23 protein-coding genes are annotated in these 23,520 nt (G+C 59.0%); 8 read left to right on the top strand and 15 right to left on the bottom strand.

Features of this window, described 5'->3' with window-relative positions; genetic code table 11:
* Window positions 1-3: 3 nt before the first annotated feature.
* The 13 genes from F3J29_RS16350 to hycA form a co-directional block, all read right to left on the bottom strand.
* A complete protein-coding gene (locus F3J29_RS16350; RefSeq protein WP_166867634.1) occupies window positions 4-1,026 on the bottom strand; it encodes a HoxN/HupN/NixA family nickel/cobalt transporter in 1,023 nt (340 codons plus the stop codon).
* Window positions 1,004-3,262 carry a carbamoyltransferase HypF gene (gene hypF / locus F3J29_RS16345; RefSeq protein ID WP_166867632.1) on the bottom strand — a complete coding sequence of 753 codons (2,259 nt, stop codon included), beginning with the start codon at window positions 3,260-3,262 and terminating at the stop codon, window positions 1,004-1,006. The genes F3J29_RS16350 and hypF overlap by 23 nt, the downstream gene beginning before the upstream one ends.
* Before the next feature lie 80 nt (window positions 3,263-3,342).
* Entirely contained in the window at window positions 3,343-5,493 is a 2,151-nt protein-coding gene (gene fdhF / locus F3J29_RS16340) for a formate dehydrogenase subunit alpha (protein ID WP_166867631.1), read from the bottom strand.
* Window positions 5,494-5,530: 37 nt separating this feature from the next.
* Window positions 5,531-6,076, bottom strand: coding sequence for an electron transport protein HydN (gene hydN, locus F3J29_RS16335; protein WP_166868100.1), 546 nt, complete (start codon window positions 6,074-6,076; stop codon window positions 5,531-5,533).
* 323 nt (window positions 6,077-6,399) lie between these two features.
* On the bottom strand, window positions 6,400-6,882 hold the full coding sequence (gene hycI, locus F3J29_RS16330) for a hydrogenase maturation peptidase HycI (RefSeq protein ID WP_166867629.1): 483 nt from the start codon (window positions 6,880-6,882) through the stop codon (window positions 6,400-6,402).
* Window positions 6,875-7,285, bottom strand: a complete 411-nt coding sequence (locus tag F3J29_RS16325) for a formate hydrogenlyase maturation HycH family protein (protein WP_166867627.1) — start codon at window positions 7,283-7,285, stop codon at window positions 6,875-6,877. The genes hycI and F3J29_RS16325 overlap by 8 nt, the downstream gene beginning before the upstream one ends.
* A complete protein-coding gene (locus tag F3J29_RS16320; protein WP_166867626.1) occupies window positions 7,285-8,049 on the bottom strand; it encodes an NADH-quinone oxidoreductase subunit B family protein in 765 nt (254 codons plus the stop codon). The genes F3J29_RS16325 and F3J29_RS16320 overlap by 1 nt, the downstream gene beginning before the upstream one ends.
* Complete coding sequence (locus tag F3J29_RS16315; RefSeq protein ID WP_166867624.1) at window positions 8,049-8,591, bottom strand: formate hydrogenlyase complex iron-sulfur subunit; 543 nt, start codon at window positions 8,589-8,591, stop codon at window positions 8,049-8,051. The genes F3J29_RS16320 and F3J29_RS16315 overlap by 1 nt, the downstream gene beginning before the upstream one ends.
* A 154-nt stretch (window positions 8,592-8,745) precedes the next feature.
* Complete coding sequence (locus tag F3J29_RS16310; RefSeq protein ID WP_166867622.1) at window positions 8,746-10,455, bottom strand: hydrogenase large subunit; 1,710 nt, start codon at window positions 10,453-10,455, stop codon at window positions 8,746-8,748.
* Between the two features lie 17 nt (window positions 10,456-10,472).
* A complete protein-coding gene (locus F3J29_RS16305; protein WP_166867620.1) occupies window positions 10,473-11,399 on the bottom strand; it encodes a respiratory chain complex I subunit 1 family protein in 927 nt (308 codons plus the stop codon).
* Between the two features lie 9 nt (window positions 11,400-11,408).
* Window positions 11,409-13,217: a formate hydrogenlyase subunit 3 gene (hycC, locus tag F3J29_RS16300; RefSeq protein ID WP_166867618.1), complete on the bottom strand. Its 1,809-nt coding sequence runs from the start codon at window positions 13,215-13,217 to the stop codon at window positions 11,409-11,411.
* Window positions 13,214-13,819 (bottom strand): 4Fe-4S dicluster domain-containing protein, encoded by a 606-nt coding sequence (locus F3J29_RS16295; RefSeq protein ID WP_166867616.1) that lies wholly within the window; start codon window positions 13,817-13,819, stop codon window positions 13,214-13,216. The genes hycC and F3J29_RS16295 overlap by 4 nt, the downstream gene beginning before the upstream one ends.
* A gap of 88 nt (window positions 13,820-13,907) precedes the next feature.
* The gene (hycA, locus tag F3J29_RS16290; protein WP_166867614.1) at window positions 13,908-14,363 is read right to left on the bottom strand and encodes a formate hydrogenlyase regulator HycA; all 456 of its coding nucleotides are present in this window, start codon (window positions 14,361-14,363) and stop codon (window positions 13,908-13,910) included.
* Between the two features lie 354 nt (window positions 14,364-14,717).
* On the opposite strand from hycA, the gene hypA reads away from it, so the two are divergent.
* The 8 genes from hypA (at window position 14,718) to F3J29_RS16250 (ending at window position 22,019) form a co-directional block, all read left to right on the top strand.
* Window positions 14,718-15,080 (top strand): hydrogenase maturation nickel metallochaperone HypA, encoded by a 363-nt coding sequence (gene hypA, locus F3J29_RS16285; protein ID WP_166867612.1) that lies wholly within the window; start codon window positions 14,718-14,720, stop codon window positions 15,078-15,080.
* Complete coding sequence (gene hypB / locus F3J29_RS16280; protein WP_166867609.1) at window positions 15,073-15,936, top strand: hydrogenase nickel incorporation protein HypB; 864 nt, start codon at window positions 15,073-15,075, stop codon at window positions 15,934-15,936. Before hypA ends, hypB begins: the two co-directional genes overlap by 8 nt.
* On the top strand, window positions 15,927-16,187 hold the full coding sequence (locus tag F3J29_RS16275; protein ID WP_166867607.1) for a HypC/HybG/HupF family hydrogenase formation chaperone: 261 nt from the start codon (window positions 15,927-15,929) through the stop codon (window positions 16,185-16,187). The genes hypB and F3J29_RS16275 overlap by 10 nt, the downstream gene beginning before the upstream one ends.
* The gene (gene hypD, locus F3J29_RS16270; protein WP_166867605.1) at window positions 16,187-17,308 is read left to right on the top strand and encodes a hydrogenase formation protein HypD; all 1,122 of its coding nucleotides are present in this window, start codon (window positions 16,187-16,189) and stop codon (window positions 17,306-17,308) included. Before F3J29_RS16275 ends, hypD begins: the two co-directional genes overlap by 1 nt.
* A complete protein-coding gene (gene hypE / locus F3J29_RS16265; RefSeq protein ID WP_166867603.1) occupies window positions 17,305-18,315 on the top strand; it encodes a hydrogenase expression/formation protein HypE in 1,011 nt (336 codons plus the stop codon). Before hypD ends, hypE begins: the two co-directional genes overlap by 4 nt.
* A gap of 109 nt (window positions 18,316-18,424) precedes the next feature.
* The gene (gene flhA, locus F3J29_RS16260) at window positions 18,425-20,509 is read left to right on the top strand and encodes a formate hydrogenlyase transcriptional activator FlhA (protein WP_166867602.1); all 2,085 of its coding nucleotides are present in this window, start codon (window positions 18,425-18,427) and stop codon (window positions 20,507-20,509) included.
* Window positions 20,510-20,554: 45 nt separating this feature from the next.
* Window positions 20,555-20,902 carry an HNH nuclease YajD gene (yajD, locus tag F3J29_RS16255; protein WP_008457693.1) on the top strand — a complete coding sequence of 116 codons (348 nt, stop codon included), beginning with the start codon at window positions 20,555-20,557 and terminating at the stop codon, window positions 20,900-20,902.
* A 148-nt stretch (window positions 20,903-21,050) separates the two neighbouring features.
* Window positions 21,051-22,019, top strand: coding sequence for a chemotaxis protein (locus F3J29_RS16250; protein WP_039298985.1), 969 nt, complete (start codon window positions 21,051-21,053; stop codon window positions 22,017-22,019).
* Between the two features lie 37 nt (window positions 22,020-22,056).
* On the opposite strand, the gene rhaM is transcribed toward F3J29_RS16250, so the two are convergent.
* Both rhaM and fucO read right to left on the bottom strand, forming a co-directional pair.
* Window positions 22,057-22,371: an L-rhamnose mutarotase gene (rhaM, locus tag F3J29_RS16245; RefSeq protein WP_166867600.1), complete on the bottom strand. Its 315-nt coding sequence runs from the start codon at window positions 22,369-22,371 to the stop codon at window positions 22,057-22,059.
* Window positions 22,368-23,516 (bottom strand): lactaldehyde reductase, encoded by a 1,149-nt coding sequence (gene fucO / locus F3J29_RS16240; RefSeq protein ID WP_166867598.1) that lies wholly within the window; start codon window positions 23,514-23,516, stop codon window positions 22,368-22,370. Before fucO ends, rhaM begins: the two co-directional genes overlap by 4 nt.
* Window positions 23,517-23,520: the final 4 nt, after the last annotated feature.

Genomic DNA, 23,520 nt, shown 5'->3' with positions numbered 1-23,520 from the left:
TTCTTATCTCACCGCTAAAGCGTCATAGCCTTTCCAGCGGTAGTTCAGCATCGAAATCCCCCAACAGGCGATAAACAGCCCGACCACAACAAATCCGGCATTGCCGAGGTTATCATTGAGCGCGCCAACCCACGGCCAGATCCCGCCCTCAAGCTGGAATTTATCAGCCAGCAGGCCCAGCGCTTCAAGCCCGCCGATAAACAGCGCCACTATCACAGAAGTGCCGGTAATCGTCATGTTGTAGTAGAGCTTGCGCTGCGGTTTGTTAAACGCCCAGCCGTAAGCGCCCACCATAATCACATTGTCGAGGGTATCGACCAGCGCCATACCGCTGGCAAACAGCGCTGGGAAGACCAGAATCGACCAGATGGACATGCCGCTGGAGGCGCTGGCGGCAGAAATACCCAGTACGCCAATCTCGGTGGCGGTGTCAAAGCCCAGGCCAAACAGGAAGCCGACCAGGTACATATGCCAGCTTTTGCCGATCAGGCGGAAAACAGAGTTAAACAGCCAGCTCATCATGCCGCCGCCGGTTATTTCCGTCGCCTCTGCGGCCAGTGCTTCACCGCGCTTAAGCTGGCGGAAGCTGCGCCACACGCCACGCAGGATAACCAGGTTGACCAGCGCCATCGCCAGCAGGAAACAGGCCGATACGGCGGTGCCGATCGCGCCGCCAACGTCGTGGAACCAGTTCATTTTTTGCTGGAAGGCCGCCGCCGCGACCGCAATGGCGACAGAAGCCAGGATTACAATGCTTGAGTGGCCCAGCGAAAACCAGGCCCCGACGCCAAACGGGCGTTTGCCCTGCTGCATCATTTTGCGCGTAACGTTATCAATCGCGGCAATATGGTCGGCATCCACCGCGTGGCGCAGGCCGTAGCCCCAGGCCAGCAGGCTGGCTGCCATCAGCGCCGGGATGTGGTTAAACGCCGCCAGCGCCCAGGCCCAGGCGGCAACGTTCGCCGCCACTAAAACCGCCAGCAGCAGGCCGGCGCGCGGGTTGTCACGAAGGACACGCATTAACATCTTTTTTATCCTTGTGGTGATTCAAATAGCGGGCAGCGGCAACCACCGCCTGCCCCAGGGAAAGCGCCCCGTCGCCGGCCGGGAGTCGCGTTGGGAAGAGCGTTGTAAAATCGGAGAGGTAGAACGCCAGGCGCTCGCGCAGCAGGCGGTTGTGCAGTACGCCACCGCAGCAGGCCACGGTGGTCACGCCGGTGAGCAGGGCATGATAGCGAACCAGCGCCGACAGGCCTTTCGCCAGCGCATCGTGAAATGCCCAGGCCCGCGCTCCAGCCTCACCCTGCCAGCCCAGCCACTGCCGCCAGAAGGCCGCCAGGTCGAGATGACCGTTCACCAACGGCAGCGTGACAGGGTGCGAGCAAGGGCCAGCGTCCAGCGCCAGGGCTTCAAGGCGGCAGGCGGCTTCGCCCTCATAGCTCTGTTGGTACGGTGCACAGTTGAGCGCAGCGGCAACCGCGTCAAACAGTCGCCCGCAGGAGGAGGCCAGTGGAGCATTAACTCCGCGAGCCATCGCTTTCGCCAGAGGTCGCCACGCCTGCGCTCGCACCCCTTCTGTTTCGGGATAACGCTGCCAGCCGGGCACAAAGGCCTCGCACTGGGCGAGCAGGTTACGCCACGGTTGCACGGCGGCCAGGTCTCCCCCCGGCAACGCCACGGCGGGCAGCCCGCCGAGAGAGACGCAGCGCCGGTAATTTACCAGCAGACATTCGCCTCCCCAGAGCTTGCCGGCCTCGCCATAGCCAATACCGTCCAGCGCAAGGGTAAGTACATTGCCGCCGTTCAGCGGCCAGCCGTGCTCGGCCAGGCAGGCCGCCGCGTGCGCGTGGTGATGCAGCACTTCAGTAACCGGAAGCGCCATGTCACGCCCAACCCGCGCGCTGCGGTAGCAAGGATGTGCGTCGAGCGCGACATGCTCTGCCTTAAAGCCATAGATTTCGCTCATCAGCGCCAGCGAACTTTGCCATTGGGCCTCAACGCCCTCCTGGGCCAGATCGCCAAAATGCTGACTGAGCACCGCCTGCCCGCCGCGAACCAGACAGAAGGTGTTCTTGAGATCTCCCCCCAGCGCCAGAATCGGCGGAAGATCTTGAAAGCCTGCAGGCAAAGGAAGCGCATCCGGTACGAAACCTCGCGCACGGCGCAGCATTTCACCGCTGGCACGCATAACCGAGTCGTCCATGCGCTGAAGAATATCGCGGTTATGCAGCAAAAAACCGTCGGCAACGCCTTCCAAATCCTGAAGCGCCTGAGCATTGTCGATGGCCGGCGGCCTGCCGTTGAGGTTCCCGGAGGTCATCACCAGCGGGCCACCGAAGTCCTGAACCAGCAAGTGCTGGAGCGGATTAGCGGGCAGCATTACGCCGGTTTCGTTTCGTCCCGGCGCCACGGCTGCGCTCAGCTCAGGCAGAAAATCACTGGCCACCAGCACCACCGGCGCCGCAGGCGTTGAAAGCCGCGCCACGGCCTCATCAGGCATCCCTTCGGTCGTGGTAATCATCACCGCCAGCGGTTTGTCTGGCCGCTGCTTACGTGCCCGGAGGCGTTCAACGGCGGCATCGTTACGGGCATCCACTGCAAGGTGAAAACCGCCGAGGCCTTTTACCGCAACGATTTTACCTTCCTGCAGCGCGGCAACGGCCCGGGCGATTGCCTGTTCGCGATCCAGTCGCTGCTCGCCCTGCTGCCAGTAGATCTGCGGCCCGCAGTCCGGGCAGGCTACCGGCTGAGCGTGAAAACGCCTGTCCAACGGGCTGCAATACTCGGCCTCACAGGCGGCACAGAGCGGAAAAGCCGCCATCACCGTAGACGGGCGGTCATAAGGCATCGCCCGGATGATGGTGAAGCGCGGCCCACAGTGGGTGCAGTTGATAAACGGGTAGCGATAGCGGCGGTCCGTCGGATCGTTAAGCTCCCGCAGACATTCCGGGCAGGTAGCGGCATCCGGCACGATTTGGGTGTCCATCGCGCCATGGCCGCTGTGACGAATGCTAAAGTCCTGGGGCAAAACGTCCCAGAAAATTGGCTGCTGCGCCACACTGTCGATGCGCGCCAGCGGCGGGCAATGTTGGTACAGCTCGTTCAGAAACGCTTCCGGGCTGGCCGCCAGACGTACCACAACGCCTTCGCCATCATTGCAGACATCGCCCACCAGCTTCAGCCGCTGGGCGATTTGCCAGACAAAGGGGCGGAAGCCAACGCCCTGCACTTTGCCGCGAATGCGGAGTTCGGTGCCCCTCACCCTAACCCTCTCCCCAAAGGGGCGAGGGGAAAAATCGCGTTCAGACTCCACGTTTCCTCCATCCGGGGTGAGGGTAAAAATCACGCTTCCACCGCCTCGCGCAGCCGCGCTTTCATGCTGTTATAGGTCGTTTGCGCATAGTTCTCCGCCCACGCCTGATCCTCAATCGCGCTAACGTTCACCGCGCAATATTTGGTTTCCGGCGTTTTGGAGATCGGGTCGAGGTTGTCCTGCGTCAGCTCGTTACAGGCGCCAATCCACCATTGATACGTCATGTAGACGGAGCCTTTATTGATGCGCTCGTTCACGTCCGCGCGGCTGATAACCTTGCCGCGACGCGAACTTACCCAGACCAGTTGTCGGTCCTTAATGCCTAACGTATCCGCATCCAGCGGGTTGATTTGCACAAAGCCGGGCTCATCGGCGAGGGTTTGCAGCGCCGCGCAGTTGCCGGTCATCGAGCGGCAGGAGTAGTGCCCGACTTCGCGGACGGTGCAAAGCACCAGCGGGTAGGTATCGTCAGGCACTTCGGCGGGCGCACGCCAGGCGGCGGCAAACAGCTGGCCCTTTCCGCTCGGCGTGTCGAATTTGCTGTCTTTGTAGAGATACGGCGTACCGGGGTGGTCCAGCGTCGGGCAAGGCCACTGCACGTGCCCCATATCGCCCATTTTTTCGTAGGTAACGCCATAAAACAGCGGGCAAAGCTCGCGCAGCTCATCCCAGATTTGCTGGTTGTTTTCGTAGTGCATCGGGTAGCCCATCGCCGTCGAAAGCAGGCTGATGATTTCCCAGTCGCGCTTCACGTTGTACTTCGGCTCGATGGCTTTCTCGAAACGCTGGAAGCCCCGGTCGGCACAGGTAAAGACGCCGCCGTGCTCCCCCCAGGACGTGGCGGGCAGCAGCACGTCCGCAACCTCGGCGGTTTTGGTCATGAAGATGTCCTGTACCACCACAAAGTCGAGCGCCTCAAATCCTTTGCGCACCAGGCCCAGGTCCGCTTCTGTCTGGAGCGGATCTTCCCCCATGATGTAGTAGGCTTTGACTTTGCCTTCTATCGCCAGGTGCGGTACTTCGGTAATACGCACGCCAACTTTGTCATCCATCACCGCCGGGTCGATGCCCCAGGCCTGGGCAAACTTCGCGCGCACTTCAGGATCCACCACATCCTGATAGCCAGGGAACTGGTTAGGCAACACGCCCATATCGCAGGCGCCTTGCACATTGTTCTGCCCACGCACCGGGCCAACGCCGACGTTTTCACGGCCCAGATTGCCGGTGAGTAACGCCAGGCTGGACAACCCTTTTACCACGTCCACCGCCTGGCCGAACTGGGTCACGCCCATGCCCCACATGATGGTGGCGGAAGGCGCTGCGGCGAAGGTCCGCATCGCCTGGCGAACCTGCAGAGCCGGGACGCCGGTTAAATGCTCGACGTCCTCCGGCGCGTAGTCCTTCACGGTTTCGCGGTAGGCCTCCAGGCCTTCGGCATATTTGGCGACGTACTCTTTGTCGTACAGCTGCTCTTCCAGCAGGACATAGCCAAAGGCGTTCACCAGCGCCATATTGCAGCCGTTTTTGATTTGCAGATGCTGATCGGCTATGCGGGCGGTTTCGATGCGGCGCGGGTCGCAGACAATGATTTTCGCGCCGTTGCTTTTGGCTTTAATCACCCGACGAGCCACGATAGGGTGCGAATCGGCACAGTTATAGCCCACCACCAGAAGGCATTTGGAGTTTTCGATATCGCCGATGGAGTTGCTCATCGCCCCGTTACCCAGCGTTGCTTGCAGCCCTGCAACTGAAGGGCCGTGGCACACGCGGGCGCAACAGTCGACGTTGTTGGTGTTCAGCACCGCGCGGGCAAATTTCTGCATCACAAAGTTGGTTTCGTTCCCCGTTCCGCGTGAAGAACCGGTGGTCATAATGGCGCGGGGGCCGAACTGCTCTTTGATCGCCTTCAGGCGCGCAGCGGTATAGCTAATCGCCTCTTCCCAGCTTACCGGCTGCAGCTTGCCGCCCTTTTCGTAGCGGATCATCGGCTGCGTCAGGCGAGGCGTCAGCAGTTTGGTGTCGTTAAGAAAATCCCAGCCGTAGTAGCCTTTCAGGCAGAGTTCGTTCTGGTTGGTCACGCCCCCGGCCGCTTCGGCGCGAATAATTTTGTTGTTCTCAACGACCAGTTTCAGTTTGCAGCCGGCCCCGCAGTAAGGGCAGACGCTGGTAATTTTTTTCATCAGTAACAGACCTGTTAAAAGTTGAAATGCAAAGGGATTAGAAAGTCAGCGCCGCAGGGGCATCCAACGCGGCACGGCGACGTTTTTCCGCGCTCATTTGTTCCAGCCGGTTACGGTCCACGCACAGGATGGCGTTAGTCGGGCAGGCTTCCAGGCAGGCCGGGCCAGCCTCACGGTGGTAGCAAAGGTCGCATTTGTTGGCCTCGGCTTTTTCCGCCATCACGTTCAGCCCGGCACCGCTATTGCGAATAACCGGCCGCACGACGACCTCCATCGCGCCATAAGGGCAGGCGACGACGCAGGTTTTGCAGCCGATGCAGCGCTCTTGCATCACGTGCACAAAGTCGTTGTCACGGCTGATGGCGCCGTTAGGGCAGACGTTGGCGCAGGGTGCATCCTCGCACTGGCGGCACATGGTGGCGGTAGAGACATTCACGCCTTTGATGACGTGAATGCGCGGCAAGAAGGTTTGTGGGGTCAGCGCCGAACAGTCCTGATTCTCCTGGTGAGAGACCACGCACGCCACCTCACAAGTGCGGCAGCCGATGCATTTGCCCGAATCGGCAATGATGAAGCGGTTCATCATAAACTCCTGCAATAAGTGTGTTATTGCGTGGGGTTATTCATAAAGCGTGCCAGGTTTACAGGCCGCGTGGTTAGCGGGTTTGATGAGAGGTCAGAGGAATATTCGACACTTTTGACGATGTCATTTTGGTAACACTGGTCATTAATGACCCTCACCCCGGCCCTCTCCCTGGAAGGGAGAGGGGGAAAAGAGTCGCGCCCTTCATCCATGTAAATAAGGGAAAAGAATCGTGCCCTTTCTCCCATGTAAGCAGGGGAAAAGTAGTACTGCCGTTCTGATCCCCTCTCCCCTTGGGGAGAGGGTTAGGGTGAGGGGAAAGACTAGAAAGACGTTTCGCTCTCTGAAAGCGTGAGGGGCTCATACCCGCCAAAGCCAGTCCACGTCGCCAGCCGCTGATAAACCTGCTCCACCGCCGCTTTCATCGCCTCCGTCATCGGGTAGTAAAAGCCGACGATATCCGGCTGAATGCCGAGGAACACCACTTCCCCCACGTCCTCTTTCAGCTGATCGACCAGATAATTAAGCGGCATATTGTGGGTGGTCATCATAAACATCTCGGCGATGTCGTCCGGATCAATGACGCGGATCTCGCCGGGGTTGAGCATCATGTCGGTGGCATCCACAATCAGTAGCAGTTCCGGATGCAGTTCGCGGATGGCCACCACATCGTTTTCCGGGGCGCTGCCGCCGTCAATCACCACCCAGTCTCCCTGCGGAGAAGCCAGGCACTTCTCGGCCAGCAGCGGGCCAGCCCCGTCGTCACCCATCATGCTGTTACCTACGCAAAGCAGTACCTTAGTCATAGCGTCTCCTTACCATCAGGTAGATGGCGGGTTCTTGTTGAATGGCCTGCAGCATGTCGAGCAGTGCCTGGCTCCAGGCCTGCTGTTCCGGGGTCTGCGTCGGCTTAACGGCATCCAGAGCCCGGGCCAGCATCACCACGTGATTCTGGTCGATAACGATTTCGCCGTAGCGCGGCACGCCGTTCATTTTTCGCCAGGCCTCGCCGTCAGCGTCAAGCGTGGCAATCCACGCCTGATAGGCTTCCAGTGGGCAAACCAGGCTCTCTTTCAGGCAGTCGATCACCCCCAAATGGTGGCCAATCGCCAGGCTGTAGTAGACCACCTGCTGAGCGTCAGCCGGGGTGTTGTCGTTCTCGTCGACAAACTTGCGGCTGAGCTGACAGAACACCACCGACTCGCTCATTACGCGCGCTCCTGATGAACCAGTTGCTCAAGGTTAGTGACGATTTCCGTCAGGCGTGGGTCGTTTTCCGCGCTCAGCCACTGCTGAACGGCGTCGCCCCCGGTCGTCAGGTTAGTCATGTAGCTGTCGGCAATCTGGCGGCCATAGCGGTAACCGGCCAGGCGGCGAGCAGCGCGGTCAATGCGCACACGCAGCGGCTGGACCATATCCGGATGGAGGATTTTTGCAGGCTCAACGTCCAGTTCGCTTGCCGGGCGGGCATGGATTTTTTGCTCCAGCAGGCCAAGCGCCATCGCGAAACCGTACAGCGTGGCAGCAGGCGTTGGCGGGCAGCCGGGAATATAAACATCGACCGGCACGATTTTGTCGGTGCCACCCCAGACGCAATAAAGGTCGTGGAAAATCCCGCCGCTGTTGCCGCAGGCGCCGTAGGAGATACAGATTTTAGGGTCAGGCGCCGACTCCCAGGCACGCAGCGCCGGGGAACGCATCGCGCGGGTTACCGCCCCGGTAAACAGCAGAATATCGGCATGGCGCGGGGAAGGAACCACTTTGATTCCAAAGCGTTCTGCGTCGAAAAGTGGCGAAAGCGTAGCAAAAATCTCGATTTCGCAGCCGTTACAGCCGCCGCAGTCCACGCGATAAACGTAGGCGGATCGTTTAATGTTTTTCAGCAGCGACGCCTTCATGCTGGCGATAGACTCGTCCACCGTCATCGGCACCGGAATGCCATTGTGGTCGCGCGGCCCAAGTAGGTTACTCATTAGCTGGCCTCTCTCATCTGACGGCTAAAGTCGATCCGGTCGGACGACACCAGGCTTTGCTGGCGTTTGCAGTCCGGGCAGGTTTCAAATGCCCCACGGCGACTTTCCGCGCGGAAATCACCGTTGTGCTCAAGCAGCGCAATGGCGTAGTCGATCTCTTTTTGCACGGCAAACGGGCGGCCACATTCGCGACAGTTGCACAGCGGGAAGCTGGCCTGCTGCAGGAAGTCGGCTTTATTCCACACAGCCAGCTCGTACTGCTGTGAGAGTTTGATGGCGGCCGTCGGGCAAACCTCTTCACAGCGCCCGCAGAAGATGCAGCGTCCGAGGTTAAAGCTCCACTGCAACTGACCGGCGGCAAGATCGGTCTCAACGCTCAGGGCATTGGACGGGCAGGCGTTCACGCAGGCCGCACAGCCGATGCATTGCTGCGAATTGTGCTCCGGTTTGCCGCGAAAATTCGGATCGACGGCAATCGGCTGGAGCGGATAAGACTCGGTTGCCACGCCGCCCTTGATGGCTTTTTTGATGAAATTAAACATGCGTTTTCCTTGTTTGCCTGGCCTGAATGATTGACCCTCACCCCGGCCCTCTCCCTGAAAGGGAGAGGGAGAAATCTGGCTCGATGCAGTTCCCTCTCCTCTTTGGGGAGAGGGTTAGGGTGAGGGGGTTTCCCTCAAACACCAGGCATCAAAATCATTTCAGCGGCGAATTGGTGCGCTCAATGCTGTAGCGCTCCAGCTCTTTGTACGGCACCACCTGGCTTTTCTTCTTGCGCACGTCCACCACCGTCATGCGGTCGGTGCAGGAATAGCAAGGGTCAAGACTGCCGATAATCAGCGGCGCGTCCGATACCGTATTGCCGCGCAGCATGTAGCGCAGCGTTGGCCAGTTGGCATACGTCGCCGCGCGGCAGCGCCAGCGGTACAGCTTCTGGTTGTCGCCGGTCATGCTCCAGTGGATATCGTCCCCGCGCGGCGCTTCCGAGAAGCCCAGGGCAAAGCGGTTTGGAATGTAGGTAAAGCCTTCCACGGCGAGCGGGCCGCCCGGCAGGTTATCCAGCCCGAAATCAATCATGTTCAGCGCGGTGAAGACTTCGTTGATGCGTACTTTCAGGCGGGAAAGCACGTCGCAGCCGTCAAGGCTATGCACTTCCATCGGCAGCAGGCCGTAACCCACAAACGAGTGATCGGCACGGGTGTCGCGGGCGTGGCCGCTGGCGCGAACCATTGGACCGACGTTGCTGAAGTCGCGGGCGATTTGCGGATCGAGTCGGCCAATGCCGACGGTGCGCTGCTCAATGTTCGGCGTGCTCAGCAGGATATCCACCAGATCTTGCACTTCCCGGCGCATCTGCTGGGCGAGCTGGCGGGTCTGGATCATGTCGTCTTTCAGCAGGTCGCGGCGGATGCCGCCGATCAGATTCAGGCCGTAGGTTTTCCGCGCCCCGGTGAGGATTTCCGCCATCTTCATCGACATTTCACGCACGCGGAAGAACTGCATAAAACCGGAATCGAAGCCGACAAAGTGGCAGGCCAGGCCGAGGTTCAGCAGATGGCTGTGCAGGCGCTCAACTTCAAGCAGGATGGCGCGGATCATTTGCGCGCGCTCCGGCACCACAATCCCCATCGCGTTTTCCACCGAGGTGGTATAGGCGGTACTGTGGGCAAAGCCGCAGATACCGCACACGCGATCGGACAGGAAGGTGACTTCGTTGTAGCCCATGCGGGTTTCCGCCAGCTTTTCCATGCCGCGATGGACGTAGAACAGGCGGTAGTCGGCGTCGATAATGTTTTCGCCATCGACGAACAGGCGGAAATGGCCGGGTTCATCAGAAGTGACGTGCAGCGGGCCAATCGGCACCACGTTGTTCTTTTTCGTGCCCAGTTCGTTAATAAACTCGTAGGTCTCTTTGTCGGTGGTCGGTGCCGGGCGCTGGCGGTAATCCATGCTGTCTTTACGCAGCGGATAAAGATCGTCAGGCCAGTCGTCCGGCAGCACCAGACGACGCTCATCGGGCAGGCCAACCGGCTGCAGGCCGTACATATCGCGGACTTCGCGCTCGCCCCAAACGGCGGCAGGAACGCGAGGCGTGACGGATGGGAACTCTGGTTTGTCGGCGTCCACTTCCACGCGCACGGTGATCCAGCACTTCACGCCGCTTTCCATCGACAGCACGTAATACACCGCATAGCTGCCGCACAGCTGGCGTTCATCGTTGCCAAACAGCACCGAAAGCCAGCCGCCCTGCTGGTAGTAAAGCCATTCCACCACCTCCGGCAGCATGTTGAGCTTCACGGTGACGGTGATTTGATCTTTCGTTTGCCAGGCTTCGTCGAGCACGGCATTCGGGAATTGCTTATGCAGCGCGGCGAGATAGTGTTGACCAATTTTTTCTTCAGACATTGATAGGTTCTCTTAAATCACGCCGCCAGCAAGGAGACGAAGGCTAAAAAGGCAAAGCCAAAACCGGCCCAGGTAATCCGCGAGGTTTCCAGCATCCGCAGGCGCGCCATGCTGTTTTCGAACAGCGCGATAATCAGCACGCCCGCCACCAGCTTCACAACGGCCAGCGCCAGGGCAAGGACCAGCCCACCCCAGCTAAAGGCGCTCATCTGTCCCCACGGCAGGAACACGCCGACAAACATTTGCAGCACAACCAGTTGCTTAAGAGCAATGCCCCACTTCAGCACCGCAAAACCCGCGCCGCTGTATTCGGACAACGGCCCTTCCTGCAGCTCTTGCTCGGCTTCGGCGAGGTCAAACGGCAGCTTGCCCATTTCAATGAAGGTGGCGAAGGCGCAGGCAGCGAAGGCCAGGACCAGCGTCAGGCTTTGCGTCGTCGGCCAGGCGTGAATCGCCCCGGCGATATTGCTGATGTGCGTGCTGCCGGCCACCTGCGCGGCCACCCACAGGCCAAGCAGCAGGATAGGCTCGACCAACACACCCAGCATCGCTTCGCGGCTCGCGCCAATCCCGGTGAACGGGCTGCCGGTGTCCAGCCCGGCAATGGCGAAGAAGAAGCGGGCGATGGCGAACAGGTAAATTAAGGTGATCAGGTCTCCTAATGACGGCAGCGGGGAAGCAATCGCCACGACCGGCAGCGCGGTGGCGATGGTAAGCATCACGCCCACCATCACAAACGGCATCAGACGGAAAACCCAGCCTGAGGCGGCAGGTGCCACGCTCTGGCGGCCCAGCAGTTTGAACAGATCCCGGTATTCCTGCAGCACGCCGGGACCACGGCGATTATGCAGGCGGGCACGCGTTGCGCGGGTAATCCCGGCCAGCAGCGGTGCAGCAAAAAACAGTGCCAGCGCCTGGATTAAAGCAAATAAAAACGTAGTCATATCAGTTCCTCAGGCAACTACCGCCACCAGTAAGACCGCCAGCTCAACCATCGCCAGGCGGCGGAACGTGCCGGACAGACACTCGCCCTGCCAGCCAGGGATCCACTTCACCGGGTTCAGGGTTTGGCGCAGCTTAAGCAAAGGCGCAAACGCCGCTTTTACCGGCTGAGCAAAGCCCGTCGCGGTGATCACCATCGCCTGTTCGTGATCGTAGCCGCAGACCCAGGCCGAGCCGCGAGAGCGGTTTGGCAAACGGTCGCCGCGGAAAACGATCATCAAAATAAACGGCAGCAGCGGAGAGGCGATCAGCAGCAGCGTTATCATCGGCTGGGATACGGCGGTATGTGCCGGTTGCAGAGGCAATGGTACGGCGTGCTGAAGCAGGGGCAGCAGCCACGGGGCAGCAACCCCGGCGACCACGCAGCACGCGGCAAGCAGGGCGACGGAGACATTCATGAGCCACGGCACAGAGGTCGCGCTTTCCGCTTGTTGAGTACGTGGCGCACCGAGGAAGGTGACGCCATACACTTTCGCCATGCACATCACCGCCAGCGCGCCGGTGATTGCCAGCCCCACGGCCAGCAACGGCCCGATAAAGCGGCCCACAAACATCGGCAGGCTGCCGAGACGGAAGAACGACTGATAAATCACCCATTCCCCGGCAAAGCCGTTCAGCGGCGGCAGCGCGGCCATCGCCATCAGCCCAACCAGCATCGCCAGCGAAATAACCGGCATACGTTTGCCGATCCCGCCCAGCTTCTCGATGTCACGGTGTCCGGTACGGAACCACACCGCGCCAGCGCCAAGGAACAGCGTGGTTTTAAACAGGCTATGGTTGAACAGGTGATAAAGACCGCCGGTCATGCCCAGCGCCACCAGCACCGGCTCATGCAGCGCGATACCGATCAGGCCGCAGCCCAGCCCCAGCAAAATAATGCCGATATTTTCAAGGGAGTGATAAGCCAGCAGGCGGTTGATGTTGTGCTCCATCAGCGCGTAAAGCCCGCCGATAAACGCGGTGATCATGCCGACCACCACCACCAGCACGCCCCACCACAGCGGCAGCGTATTGCTGATAAGCGAGAAGCTCATAATGCCGTACAGACCAATCTTCAACACCACGGCGGAGAACAACGCGGCTGCCGGCGCGGAGGCATTCGCATGCGCCTGCGGCACCCAGCCGTGTAGCGGAATAATCCCGGCAAGCAGCCCAAAACCGAGCAGCGCGAGGATCAGCACCGGGGCAGGCAGCGGCGCGCCGTCGAGCAGATGACGCAGAGAGCCATACTCCAGGGTGCCGTAGCGCTGCCACAGCAGCCAGCAGGCCATCGCCAGCAGCACGGTGCCCAGACGACCAAGGGCAAACCACAGCTGCCCGGACTGCTGGCAGCCGGTGAGGAAATAACCCGCCAGGGAGATAATTTCCGCCATCGCCACCAGGGTGACAAAGTTGTCGGCCACCAGCGCAGCCACGCTTGCCGCAAGGATTAAGTTAATCAGCAGGCCGTTGGCTTTTACTTCAGGGTGGCAATGCCAGGCGCAGTTATAGACGGAAATAAACAGGCCGCTGATTGCTACCGTTACCAGCCAGACGCCGTTAAAGGCGTTGAGCTGCAGGTGCCAGTGCCAGATTTGTGCATCGCCGCTGAAGCCGAGCAGCGCCTGAATACCGGCCACCAGCAAAATTACGGCGCTAATTGCACCGCCAACGCCGCCGATAAAGCCGCTCACAGGCCTGGAAAATGCCAGAACGCCGGCTAACACAGCGCTGGTGACAAATCCCAATAGCGCCCAGTGAATCAGTAAAAAAGCATTCATTTTCTCGCCTCTGGCTGGGTAAACAGGGTCAGGTCGCCAAGCGTTGCGCCAAGGGTCAGCTCACGTTTGCGCTTGCTGGCCTGAGCGATGTCTTTGGTGTCGATCAGCCGCAGCGCCTTGGTCGGGCAGGTGCGAACGCAGGCCGGGCCGCTTTCGTCGAAGCTGCACAGGTCGCATTTCACGGCGATAGCGCGAACGCCGGGAACCCAGTCCAGCAGCGGGCTGACGCGAGCCGGGGCCGGAGGCGCAGGCGGGGCTTTCGGGCTGTTCACGTTGGCGGGAATATGCCGCGGGCGGCTGCCGGAAAATTCAATGGCGCCGAACGGGCAGGCGATGCCGCAAAGTTTGCAGCTTACGCACAGGCTTTCATTCAGCTGTACGGCGCCGTCCACGCTGGTGATCGCGTTGACCGGGCAAACCCCGGCGCAGGGGGCGTCTTCACAGTGGTGGCACATCTGCGGCGCAGATTCATTCAGGTTGCGCATGACTTTCAGGCGCGGCATGGACTGCAGACCGTGCAGGCGGTGCGTCTCGGCGCAGGCCGCTTCACAGGTATGGCAGCCCATACACAATTTTGAGTCAGCGATTACAAAACGGTTCACCAGTTCTTCCTCAGGTGACAATCGTCATTTTTGACGAAAACATGCCGAAAAGCTGCCGGTTCGACAGTTCTCGACACCCCAGATCTCTTCATGCCACGGCGGACTTTTGCAGCAGCGCCATGGATAGCGGGGTGTTTTGCTGCACGGCCAGATAAAGGCTGTCGTACACCGGGCGGATAAGCTCCAGATAGTGTTCCAGCACTTTCTCGCGATCGCGGTTGCTGACGGCGTTATCAATCAGTCCGTTATCGTCGATAGTCGCCTTGGCAATCAGCACGTTATCGCTGCCGTCGCGCAGTTCGATGCTGTACTCGATGGTGTGGCTGTTAAAGCCTTCGGCGAGATTGATTTGAATGACGAAGTGGTCAAATAAGAAGAAGCGCAGGCTTTCGTCCGGGTTGCAGCCCACGGCGTGATGCAGCTTCGCTTTGGATAAGGTGATCCCCTGAATCAGGGTGTTGCCGTACAGATGCCACTGCGAAAGCAGCCGCTGGTGCTTGTCGGCGATGTACTCGGCTTTTTCGCTCAGTTCCCAAATGTTCATGTTTTGTTCGCTCTGTTAGTGCTTGTCCCTCCGTAAGGCACGTTTCGTGCCATGTTTTTAATTTATTGTTTTTAAATGTTTTTCATTGAAATTTGTGCCGGGGAAATGACGGGTGGCGTGTCATTTCGTCATCTTTGACTTTGGCTGACGGCACTTTTTTACCCTTACCCTCTCCCCGGAAGGGAGAGGGGATAAAAGCAATCCAGGCTACTCCCGGAAGGGAGACGGGATAAACGTTCCCTTTTCTTAAAAGAATTCTCCCTCGCCCCTTCGGGGAGAGGGCCGGGGTGAGGGGCACAGAAAAAGCCTGGCACCGTCCTTGCATTATCCGCCCCAGTTAACCCCGGAGGCCCCATGCACGAAATCACCCTTTGCCAGCGCGCAGTCGAACTTATCGAAAACCACGCCCGCCAGAACAATGCCCGTCGCGTGACCGGCGTCTGGCTGGAGGTCGGCGCCTTTTCGTGCGTGGAAACCAGCGCCCTGGAGTTTTGCTTTGATCTTGTTTGCCGCGGCACTCTGGCGGAAGGCTGCGAGCTGCATATCCACCAGCAGGAAGCCGAATGCTGGTGCCACGACTGCCAGCAGTTCGTCACCTTACTGACTCAGCGCGTGAAGTGCTGTCCCAACTGTAACGGCAGCAACCTGCGCATCGTGGCGGATGACGGCATGCAGATTAAACGTCTGGAAATCGATCAGGAGATAGCTCATGTGTAGCACTTGCGGTTGCGGCGAAGGCAACCTGTACATTGAAGGGGACGAACGCAATCCCCACTCTGGCTTTCGCAGCGCCCCGTTTGCCCCGGCGGCACGCCCGATGCAGCAGATAACCGGCATCAAATTTGCCCCCACGGCCGACGAACAGGGTGACCTGCATTACGGCCACGGCGCGGCGGGAACCCACGCGCCGGGGATGACTCAGCGTAAGATGCTGGAGATCGAGCTGAACGTGCTCGACAAAAATAACCAGCTCGCCGCCCATAACCGCGACCGTTTCGCCAGCCAGAATCAACTGGTGCTGAATCTCGTCTCCAGCCCCGGTTCCGGCAAAACCACCCTGCTCACCGAAACGCTGAAGCGCCTGAATGCCAAAGTGCCGTGCGCGGTTATCGAAGGCGATCAGCAAACGGTGAACGACGCCGCGCGCATCCGCGAAACCGGCACACCGGCCATTCAGGTGAATACCGGGAAAGGCTGCCATCTTGATGCCCAGATGATTCGCGATGCCATGCTGCGCCTGCCGCTTGAGCGCGACGGCGTGCTGTTTATCGAAAACGTCGGCAACCTGGTTTGCCCGGCGAGCTTTGATTTAGGCGAGCGCCATAAGGTCGCGGTGCTGTCGGTGACGGAAGGCGAAGATAAGCCGCTGAAATACCCGCACATGTTCGCTGCAGCGTCGTTGATGCTGCTGAACAAGATTGACCTGCTGCCGTACCTGCAGTTCGACGTCAGCAAGTGCTTAGCTTTTGCCCGCGAGGTCAATCCGGACATCAAAATCATTCTGGTTTCAGCGACCAGCGGCGAAGGGATGGACGAGTGGCTTAGCTGGCTGGAGGCGGAGCAATGTGCATAGGCATTCCAGGGCAAATTGTTGAGCGCCAGGCCGACGGCAGCGCGAAAGTGGACGTCTGCGGCGTGCAGCGCGACGTGAATTTAACCCTGGTGGGCGACGCCGTCGTGGGGCAATGGGTTTTGGTTCACGTCGGGTTTGCTATGAGCATTATCGACGAAGCGGAGGCGCGGGACACGCTGGATGCCCTGCAAAACATGTTCGAGGTTGAGCCGGACGTCGGCGCGCTGCTTTACGGCGAGGAGCGTCGCTGATGCGCTACGTCGATGAATACCGCGATCCAGACCGCGTGATGCAGCTGATTGAGACGCTGAAAGCCCGCGCCACGCAGCTCAACTACACGGCGAGCCACCCCCTGCGCATCATGGAAGTTTGCGGCGGCCATACCCACGCCATTTTTAAATTCGGCCTCGATCGGCTGCTGCCGGAAAACATCGAGTTTATCCACGGCCCCGGCTGCCCGGTTTGCGTGCTGCCGATGGGGCGAATCGACAGCTGCATTGAGATAGCCAGCCACCCGGAAGTGATTTTCTGCACCTTTGGGGATGCGATGCGCGTCCCGGGTAAAAACGGCTCGCTGATGCAGGCCAAAGCGCGAGGCGCGGACGTCAGGGTGATTTACTCGCCCATGGACGCGCTGACGCTGGCTCGCCAGAATCCGGAGCGAAAAGTGGTGTTCTTTGGCCTCGGCTTCGAAACCACCATGCCCGCCACGGCAATCACGCTTCAACAGGCGAAGTCGCAGGGCATCGATAACTTCTCTTTCTTCTGCCAGCACATCACGCTGATCCCGACGCTGCGCAGCCTGCTTTCCCGGCCCGATAACGGCATCGGCGCTTTTCTGGCGCCGGGGCATGTCAGCATGGTGATTGGTATCGAAGCCTATGACTTTATTGCCTCTGAACACCAGCGCCCGCTGGTGGTGGCCGGTTTTGAGCCGCTCGATCTGCTGCAGGGCGTAATGATGCTGGTGGAACAAAAAATCCAGCAGCACAGCAAGGTAGAAAACCAGTACCGTCGGGTCGTGCCGGAGGAAGGCAATTTGCTTGCACAGAAGGCGATAAGCGACGTGTTTACGGTGCGCGGCGAAGCGGAATGGCGCGGCCTGGGCGTCATCGGCGATTCCGGCGTGCAGCTCACCGAAGCGTATCGTCAGTTTGATGCAGAGGTGCATTTCCAGCCCACACCTCAGCGGGTTTACGACGACCCGAAAGCCCGCTGCGGCGATGTGCTCACCGGGCGCTGCAGGCCGCAGCAATGCCCGCTGTTTGGCCGCGACTGCAATCCGCAAAACGCCTTCGGCGCGCTGATGGTCTCCTCCGAAGGAGCCTGCGCGGCGTGGTATCAGTACCGTTCTCAGGAGTGTGAAGTATGAAAACCGTTGAGCTGGCTCACGGCAGCGGCGGACAGGCAATGCAGCAGCTTATCGCCAGCCTGTTTATGCAAGCCTTCGATAATCCGTGGCTGGCGGAGCAGGAAGATCAGGCCCGGCTTTCGCTGGCAGAACTTACCGCCAGCGGCGACCGGCTGGCATTTTCTACCGACAGCTACGTTATTGACCCGCTGTTTTTTCCCGGCGGCGATATCGGCAAGCTGGCCGTGTGCGGCACGGCAAACGACGTCGCGGTAAGCGGCGCTACGCCACGCTGGCTGTCGTGCGGCTTCATTCTGGAAGAAGGCCTGCCGTTTGAAACGCTGGAGCGTGTGGTCATCAGCATGGCAAACGCGGCTCGCTCGGCGAATATCGCCATCGTCACCGGCGACACCAAAGTCGTACCGCGCGGCGCGGCAGACAAACTGTTTATCAATACCGCCGGGATCGGCGCTATTCCTGCCGGCGTTAACTGGGGCGCGGCTCAGATTAACGCCGGCGATCTGCTTATCGTGAGCGGCACGCTCGGCGATCACGGCGCAACCATCCTCAACCTGCGCGAGAAGCTGGGTCTGGACGGCGATCTACAAAGCGATTGTGCGGTGCTGGCGCCGATGATCGCCCCGCTGCTGCAAATTCCCGGCGTAAAAGCGCTGAGGGACGCCACGCGCGGCGGGGTAAACGCCGTGCTGTATGAGTTTGCCGCAACCAGCGGCTGCGGGATGGAAATCAGCGAAAATAAATTGCCCCTGAACCCGGCGGTGCGCGGCGTCTGCGAACTGCTTGGGCTGGATGCGTTAAATTTTGCTAATGAAGGCAAGCTGGTTATCGCCGCTTCTCCCGAGTCTGCCGCGGCCGTTATTCAGGCGTTACAGCAGCATCCATGCGGCAAACAGGCGGCTATCGTGGGCGAAGTTGTGGCACGAAAAGGCGTGCGCGTGACGGGACTTTATGGCGTAAAACGCACGCTGGATCTGCCGCATTTTGAACCCTTACCGCGCATTTGTTGACCTGCACCAGTATGCGTTCACGCAACGCTGACTAAACTTAAACAATATTTATATTAATAATATTTTTTGGCCCTGCGCACGCCGCAGGGCATTTCAATGGAAAGCAAAAATGTCATACACGCCGATGAGCGATCTCGGGCAGCAGGGATTATTTGATATCACCCGCACGCTACTCCAGCAGCCCGATATCAACGAACTCGCCAGCAGCCTGACGCAGCTGGTGAAACAGGGTGCGCTGGCCGATCGCGTTAACATTCTGCTTTACCATCCCCGGCATCAGCGGGTGAGCTTTTATGGCAAGGATAAACACGGCAAGGAACTGCACTACGAAGATGAAATGGCGCTGGCCAACGGCCCGGTACGCCGCATACTGTCGCGTCCGGAGGCGCTGATTTGCAGCCAGCAAGAATTCGATGAAACCTGGCCGCAAATGGCGAGCCTCGATCTGTACGCCTCTTTTGGCCGTTACTGCCTGCTGCCGCTGGCCTCTGAAGGCAAAATTTTCGGCGGCTGCGAATTTATCCGCAACCGGGCGGAGGCCTGGACTGAAAAAGAACTGAACCGGCTTTATACCCTGGCGCAAATTGTGAGCCTGGTGACCGAGCAGATCCAGACCCGGCTCAATTCGAGCCACGATCACCAGCTGTTATGCCGGGAGCGCGACGATTTTCGCATTCTGGTGGCCGTCACCAACGCGGTGCTGTCGAAGCTGGACCTGGACGAACTGATCGGCGAGATTGCCCGGGAAATTCACTATCACTTCGCCATTGATTCCATCAGCATCGTGCTGAAAAGCAGCCGCAAGTCGCGGCTCACGCTCTATTCCACTCACTTTGTTGATGAAGCCTCGCCGATTCACGATCAAAGTGACGTACTTGAGGAAGGCACGCTGTCAGAACGCGTCTTTAAAAGTGGCGAAATGCTGCTGCTCAACCTTTGCCCTGACGACAAACTGGCACCGTATGAGCGGATGCTGCTGGAGATGTGGGATAACAAACCGCAGACGCTTTGCCTGCTGCCGCTGAAGTTCGGCCCCAATATGCTGGGCGTCCTGAAGCTTGCCAAATGCAGCGAGCAGGGCTTTACGCCGGCCAACCTTAAACTGCTGCGCCAGATCGCCGAACGCATTGCCATCGCGGTGGATAACGCCCTTGCCTATCAGGAAATCAACCGCCTGAAAGAGAACCTGGTGGATGAAAACCTTTACCTTACCGAGCAGATTAATAACGTCGACAGCGATTTTGGCGAAATTATCGGGCGCGGCGAGGCGATGTCTATCGTGCTGAAGCAGGTTGAAATGGTCGCCAGCAGCGACAGCACGGTGCTGATCCTCGGCGAGACCGGCACCGGTAAAGAGCTGATTGCCCGGGCGATCCATAATCTGAGCGAACGCAACAGCCGCCGGATGGTGAAGATCAACTGCGCTGCCATGCCAGCCGGGCTGCTGGAGAGTGATTTATTCGGCCACGAGCGCGGGGCGTTTACCGGGGCGAACAATCAGCGCATCGGCCGCTTTGAGCTGGCGGATAAAAGTTCGTTGTTTCTGGATGAAGTGGGCGATATGCCCCTCGAGCTACAGCCCAAGCTACTGCGCGTGCTGCAGGAGCAGGAGTTCGAACGCCTCGGCAGTAATAAGATTCAGGAAGTGGACGTGCGTCTGATCGCCGCCACTAACCGCAACCTGAAAGAGATGGTCGCCGACCGGGAGTTTCGCAGCGATCTGTATTACCGGCTGAACGTTTTTCCTATCACTCTGCCGCCGCTGCGCGAACGCCCGGAGGACATCCCGCTGCTGGTGAAATCCTTCACCTTTAAAATCGCCCGCCGCCTGAACCGCAACATCGACAGTATCCCGGCGGAAACGCTGCGCGCCCTGAGCCGCATGGAGTGGCCGGGCAACGTGCGCGAGCTGGAAAACGTGATTGAGCGGGCGGTGCTGTTAACCCGGGGCAGCGTGCTGCATCTTTCCCTACCGGAAATGGATCACCGCCCTCCTCTGGAACGCCATCTTTCTCCGGGTGTGGAAGAAGAGAGGCGGGAAGATGAGGACGAGTACCAGCGCATCCTGCGCGTGCTGAAAGAGGCAAACGGCGTGGTGGCCGGGCCTCGCGGCGCTGCCCAGCGATTAGGACTGAAGCGCACTACGTTACTTTCCCGGATGAAGCGCCTGGGGATTGATAAAGACGCGCTTTAGCCGGAAACTGGGCATAACCCTACATTTTTGTCTGGAACCTGAATCATGGCGATTATCCCCAAGAACTATACGCGACTGGAAAGCGGCTACCGCGAAAAGGCGCTGAAGCTTTTCCCGTGGGTCTGCGGGCGCTGCTCGCGCGAGTTTGTTTATTCCAATCTGCGCGAACTGACCGTTCACCATATGGATCACGATCACACCAACAACCCGGAAGATGGCAGCAATTGGGAGCTTTTATGCCTGTACTGCCACGATCATGAACATTCTAAATACACCGAGGCCGACCAGTACGGCTCCACGGTGATTGCCGGAGAGGACGCGCAAAAGGATGTAGGCGAAGCAACCTATAATCCGTTTGCCGACCTCAAAGCGATGCTGAACAAGAAAAAGTAAGCGCCGTCCGCTCAGAGGGATATCACGTCCCTCTAAGCGAAATCATTTCGCCTTTTCCCTTCATTTTTTCCAGACGCTGCCGATAACTTAGACAAGCATTCACTCCGTACGGTTGGGTTCTGAGGCCGGGTTATCACTTGAGGTTAAAATGGATAGTTTTCAGAAAGATATCGATGAAAGGGCCAACCTGGCGTTATCCAACAAGTTCGAGCTGCTGCTGTTCCGCTTAGGCACCAGCCAGCACGACAGCAAGTCCGAGCTGTACGGTATCAACGTTTTTAAGCTGCGTGAAATTGTGCCGATGCCGAAGATTAACCGTGCCGCAGGCATGGAATCACCGCTGCTGGGCATGGCTAATATTCGCGACCAGATTATCCCGGTTATCGATCTGCCTGCGGTCACCGGCTGCACGCCGACCACCGGCCTGAATTTATTACTGATCACCGAATATGCCCGCAGCACCCAGGCGTTTGCCGTGGAGTCCGTGGAGAACATTATTCGCCTCGACTGGAGCCAGGTGCACGCCGCCGAGGCCGGGGTCAGCAGCCGCAATATCACCAGCATCGCCAATATTGACGACCCGCTAACCGGCAAAGACCTGGCGCTGGTGCTGGACGTGGAGCAGATCCTGTATGACATTATCCCATCCGGGAGAGATGTGAATATTGCCGCGATAGAAGAGAAAACGTATACCCTGAAGCCTGGCGCGGTGGCTATTGTTGCCGAAGATTCCAAAGTCGCGCGATCAATGCTGGAGCAGGGCCTGAAAGGGATGGGCATTCCGGCCATCATGCACGCAACCGGCCTGGAAGCCTGGGAAAAAATCAAACTTATTGCTGCCGATGCCAAAGCATCCGGCACGCCGATCACCGACAAAATCGGCCTGGTGCTGACCGATATCGAGATGCCGGAGATGGACGGTTTTACCCTGACCCGCAACATTAAGACCGAACCTTCGCTGAAGCACATTCCGGTGGTGATCCATTCCTCGCTTTCCGGCAGCGCCAACGAAGATCACGTCCGCAAAGTCGGCGCCAACGGCTATGTCGCCAAGTTTGACGTCGCCGAGCTGTCTTCCGTGATTCACAAAGCGCTGGAAGACGCCGCCACGCGTTAAGAGATGAGAAAAGGCCCGGAAACCGGGCCTTGTTTTTTTATTCAAGCCAGAACACTTCTTTTAGCGCCTGACTGACCGGGCTGCCGTCCGGGTTGCAGGGCATGATGTCGCGCATATGCTGCCACCAGCGCAGGCAAACTTCGGTCCCGGCCACGGCATTCCAGAGCGCTTCGGACTCAATTTCTACCGTGGCAAACAGCAGATGACGCTGTTCGTCCAGATAGATCGCATAGTGATGAGCGCCGTGCCGTTTAAGCACCTCTTCCAGCTCGGGCCAAATCGGCGAATGACGGCGCTGATACTCTTCGTGGGCGTCAGGATTAACCTGCATAGCAAAAGCTTTCCTGATCACAGCGCCTCCAGATAAAGCTGGCGAATCTCTTCACGCGAGGCGTTTCTTGGGTTACACGGCGCGCACGGGTCGGCCAGCGCCTTGTCCAGCCAGCCTTCAATATCGGCAGGCTGAACGCCAAGCTCCCGAAAGCCGGACGGGATGCCAACCCTGGCGGATAACACACGAATCGCTTCGATGGCTTTATAGCTTGCCTGTTCGTCTGTCAGCCCCTGAGTATCATTCCCCATAGCCTGCGCCAGGCGGGCAAAGCGAGACACCGCATTGGGTCGGTTAAAGGCTTCAACAACCGGCAGCAAAATCGCATTACAAACGCCGTGCGGCAGGTTATGCGTCGCGCCCGGCTGGTGTGCCATCGCATGTACCAGTCCCAACCCCGCGCTGTTGAACGCCATCCCCGCGAGGTATTGGCCGTAGGCCATCATTTCACGCGCGTCCAGGTTCTGCCCGTCCTCTACGGCTTTCGGCAGCCAGGTGTTTATCAGGCGAATAGCCTCCAGCGCGTTGGCATCCGTTAGCGGATGTGCGCTAACGGAAACATAGGCTTCAACGGCGTGGGTAAGCGCATCCATCCCCGTTGCAGCGGTAATGGAGGACGGAATATTCAGCATCACGCTGGCATCATCCACGGCAATATCCGGGATAAGGTTGGTGTCGATGATCACCGCCTTCACCTGACGCTCGCTGTCGGTAATCACCGCATTGCTGGTCATTTCCGCCGCCGTGCCCGCCGTGGTGTTAATCGCCACCAGAGGAACTCCGCCATTTTTTACTTTCCCTACACCGGAATAATGCACGGAAAGCCCCGGGTTTGCGGTTAGGATTTTCACCGCTTTCGCCGTATCAATCGGGCTGCCGCCGCCGAAAGCAATGAGGTAGTCGCAGTCGGCCAGGTTAAATCTTGTGATGCCTTTTTGCACCAGCGCTTCGGTCGGGTTGGGGAACACTTCATCAAACAGTTCGTAAGGCAGGTGATGCGCGTCCAGCGCCGCAAACAGGCTATCTAATAGCCCCATTTTCACCAGTTGTCCGTCGGTTACCACTAACGCTTTGCCCCAGCGTTTTTCGGCGATGAGTTCCACCATATCGCCAATGGCGCCCGCTCCGTGCAGGCTGATTTTGGGTAGTGCCAGCATAAAACTCATCTTT

The organism is Enterobacter sp. Cy-643 (genome assembly GCF_011752815.1).
Taxonomy (GTDB): Bacteria; Pseudomonadota; Gammaproteobacteria; order Enterobacterales; family Enterobacteriaceae; genus Cedecea.
Note: the sequence above shows the minus strand (reverse complement) of the source record. Positions and strands in the feature narration are given on the sequence as shown.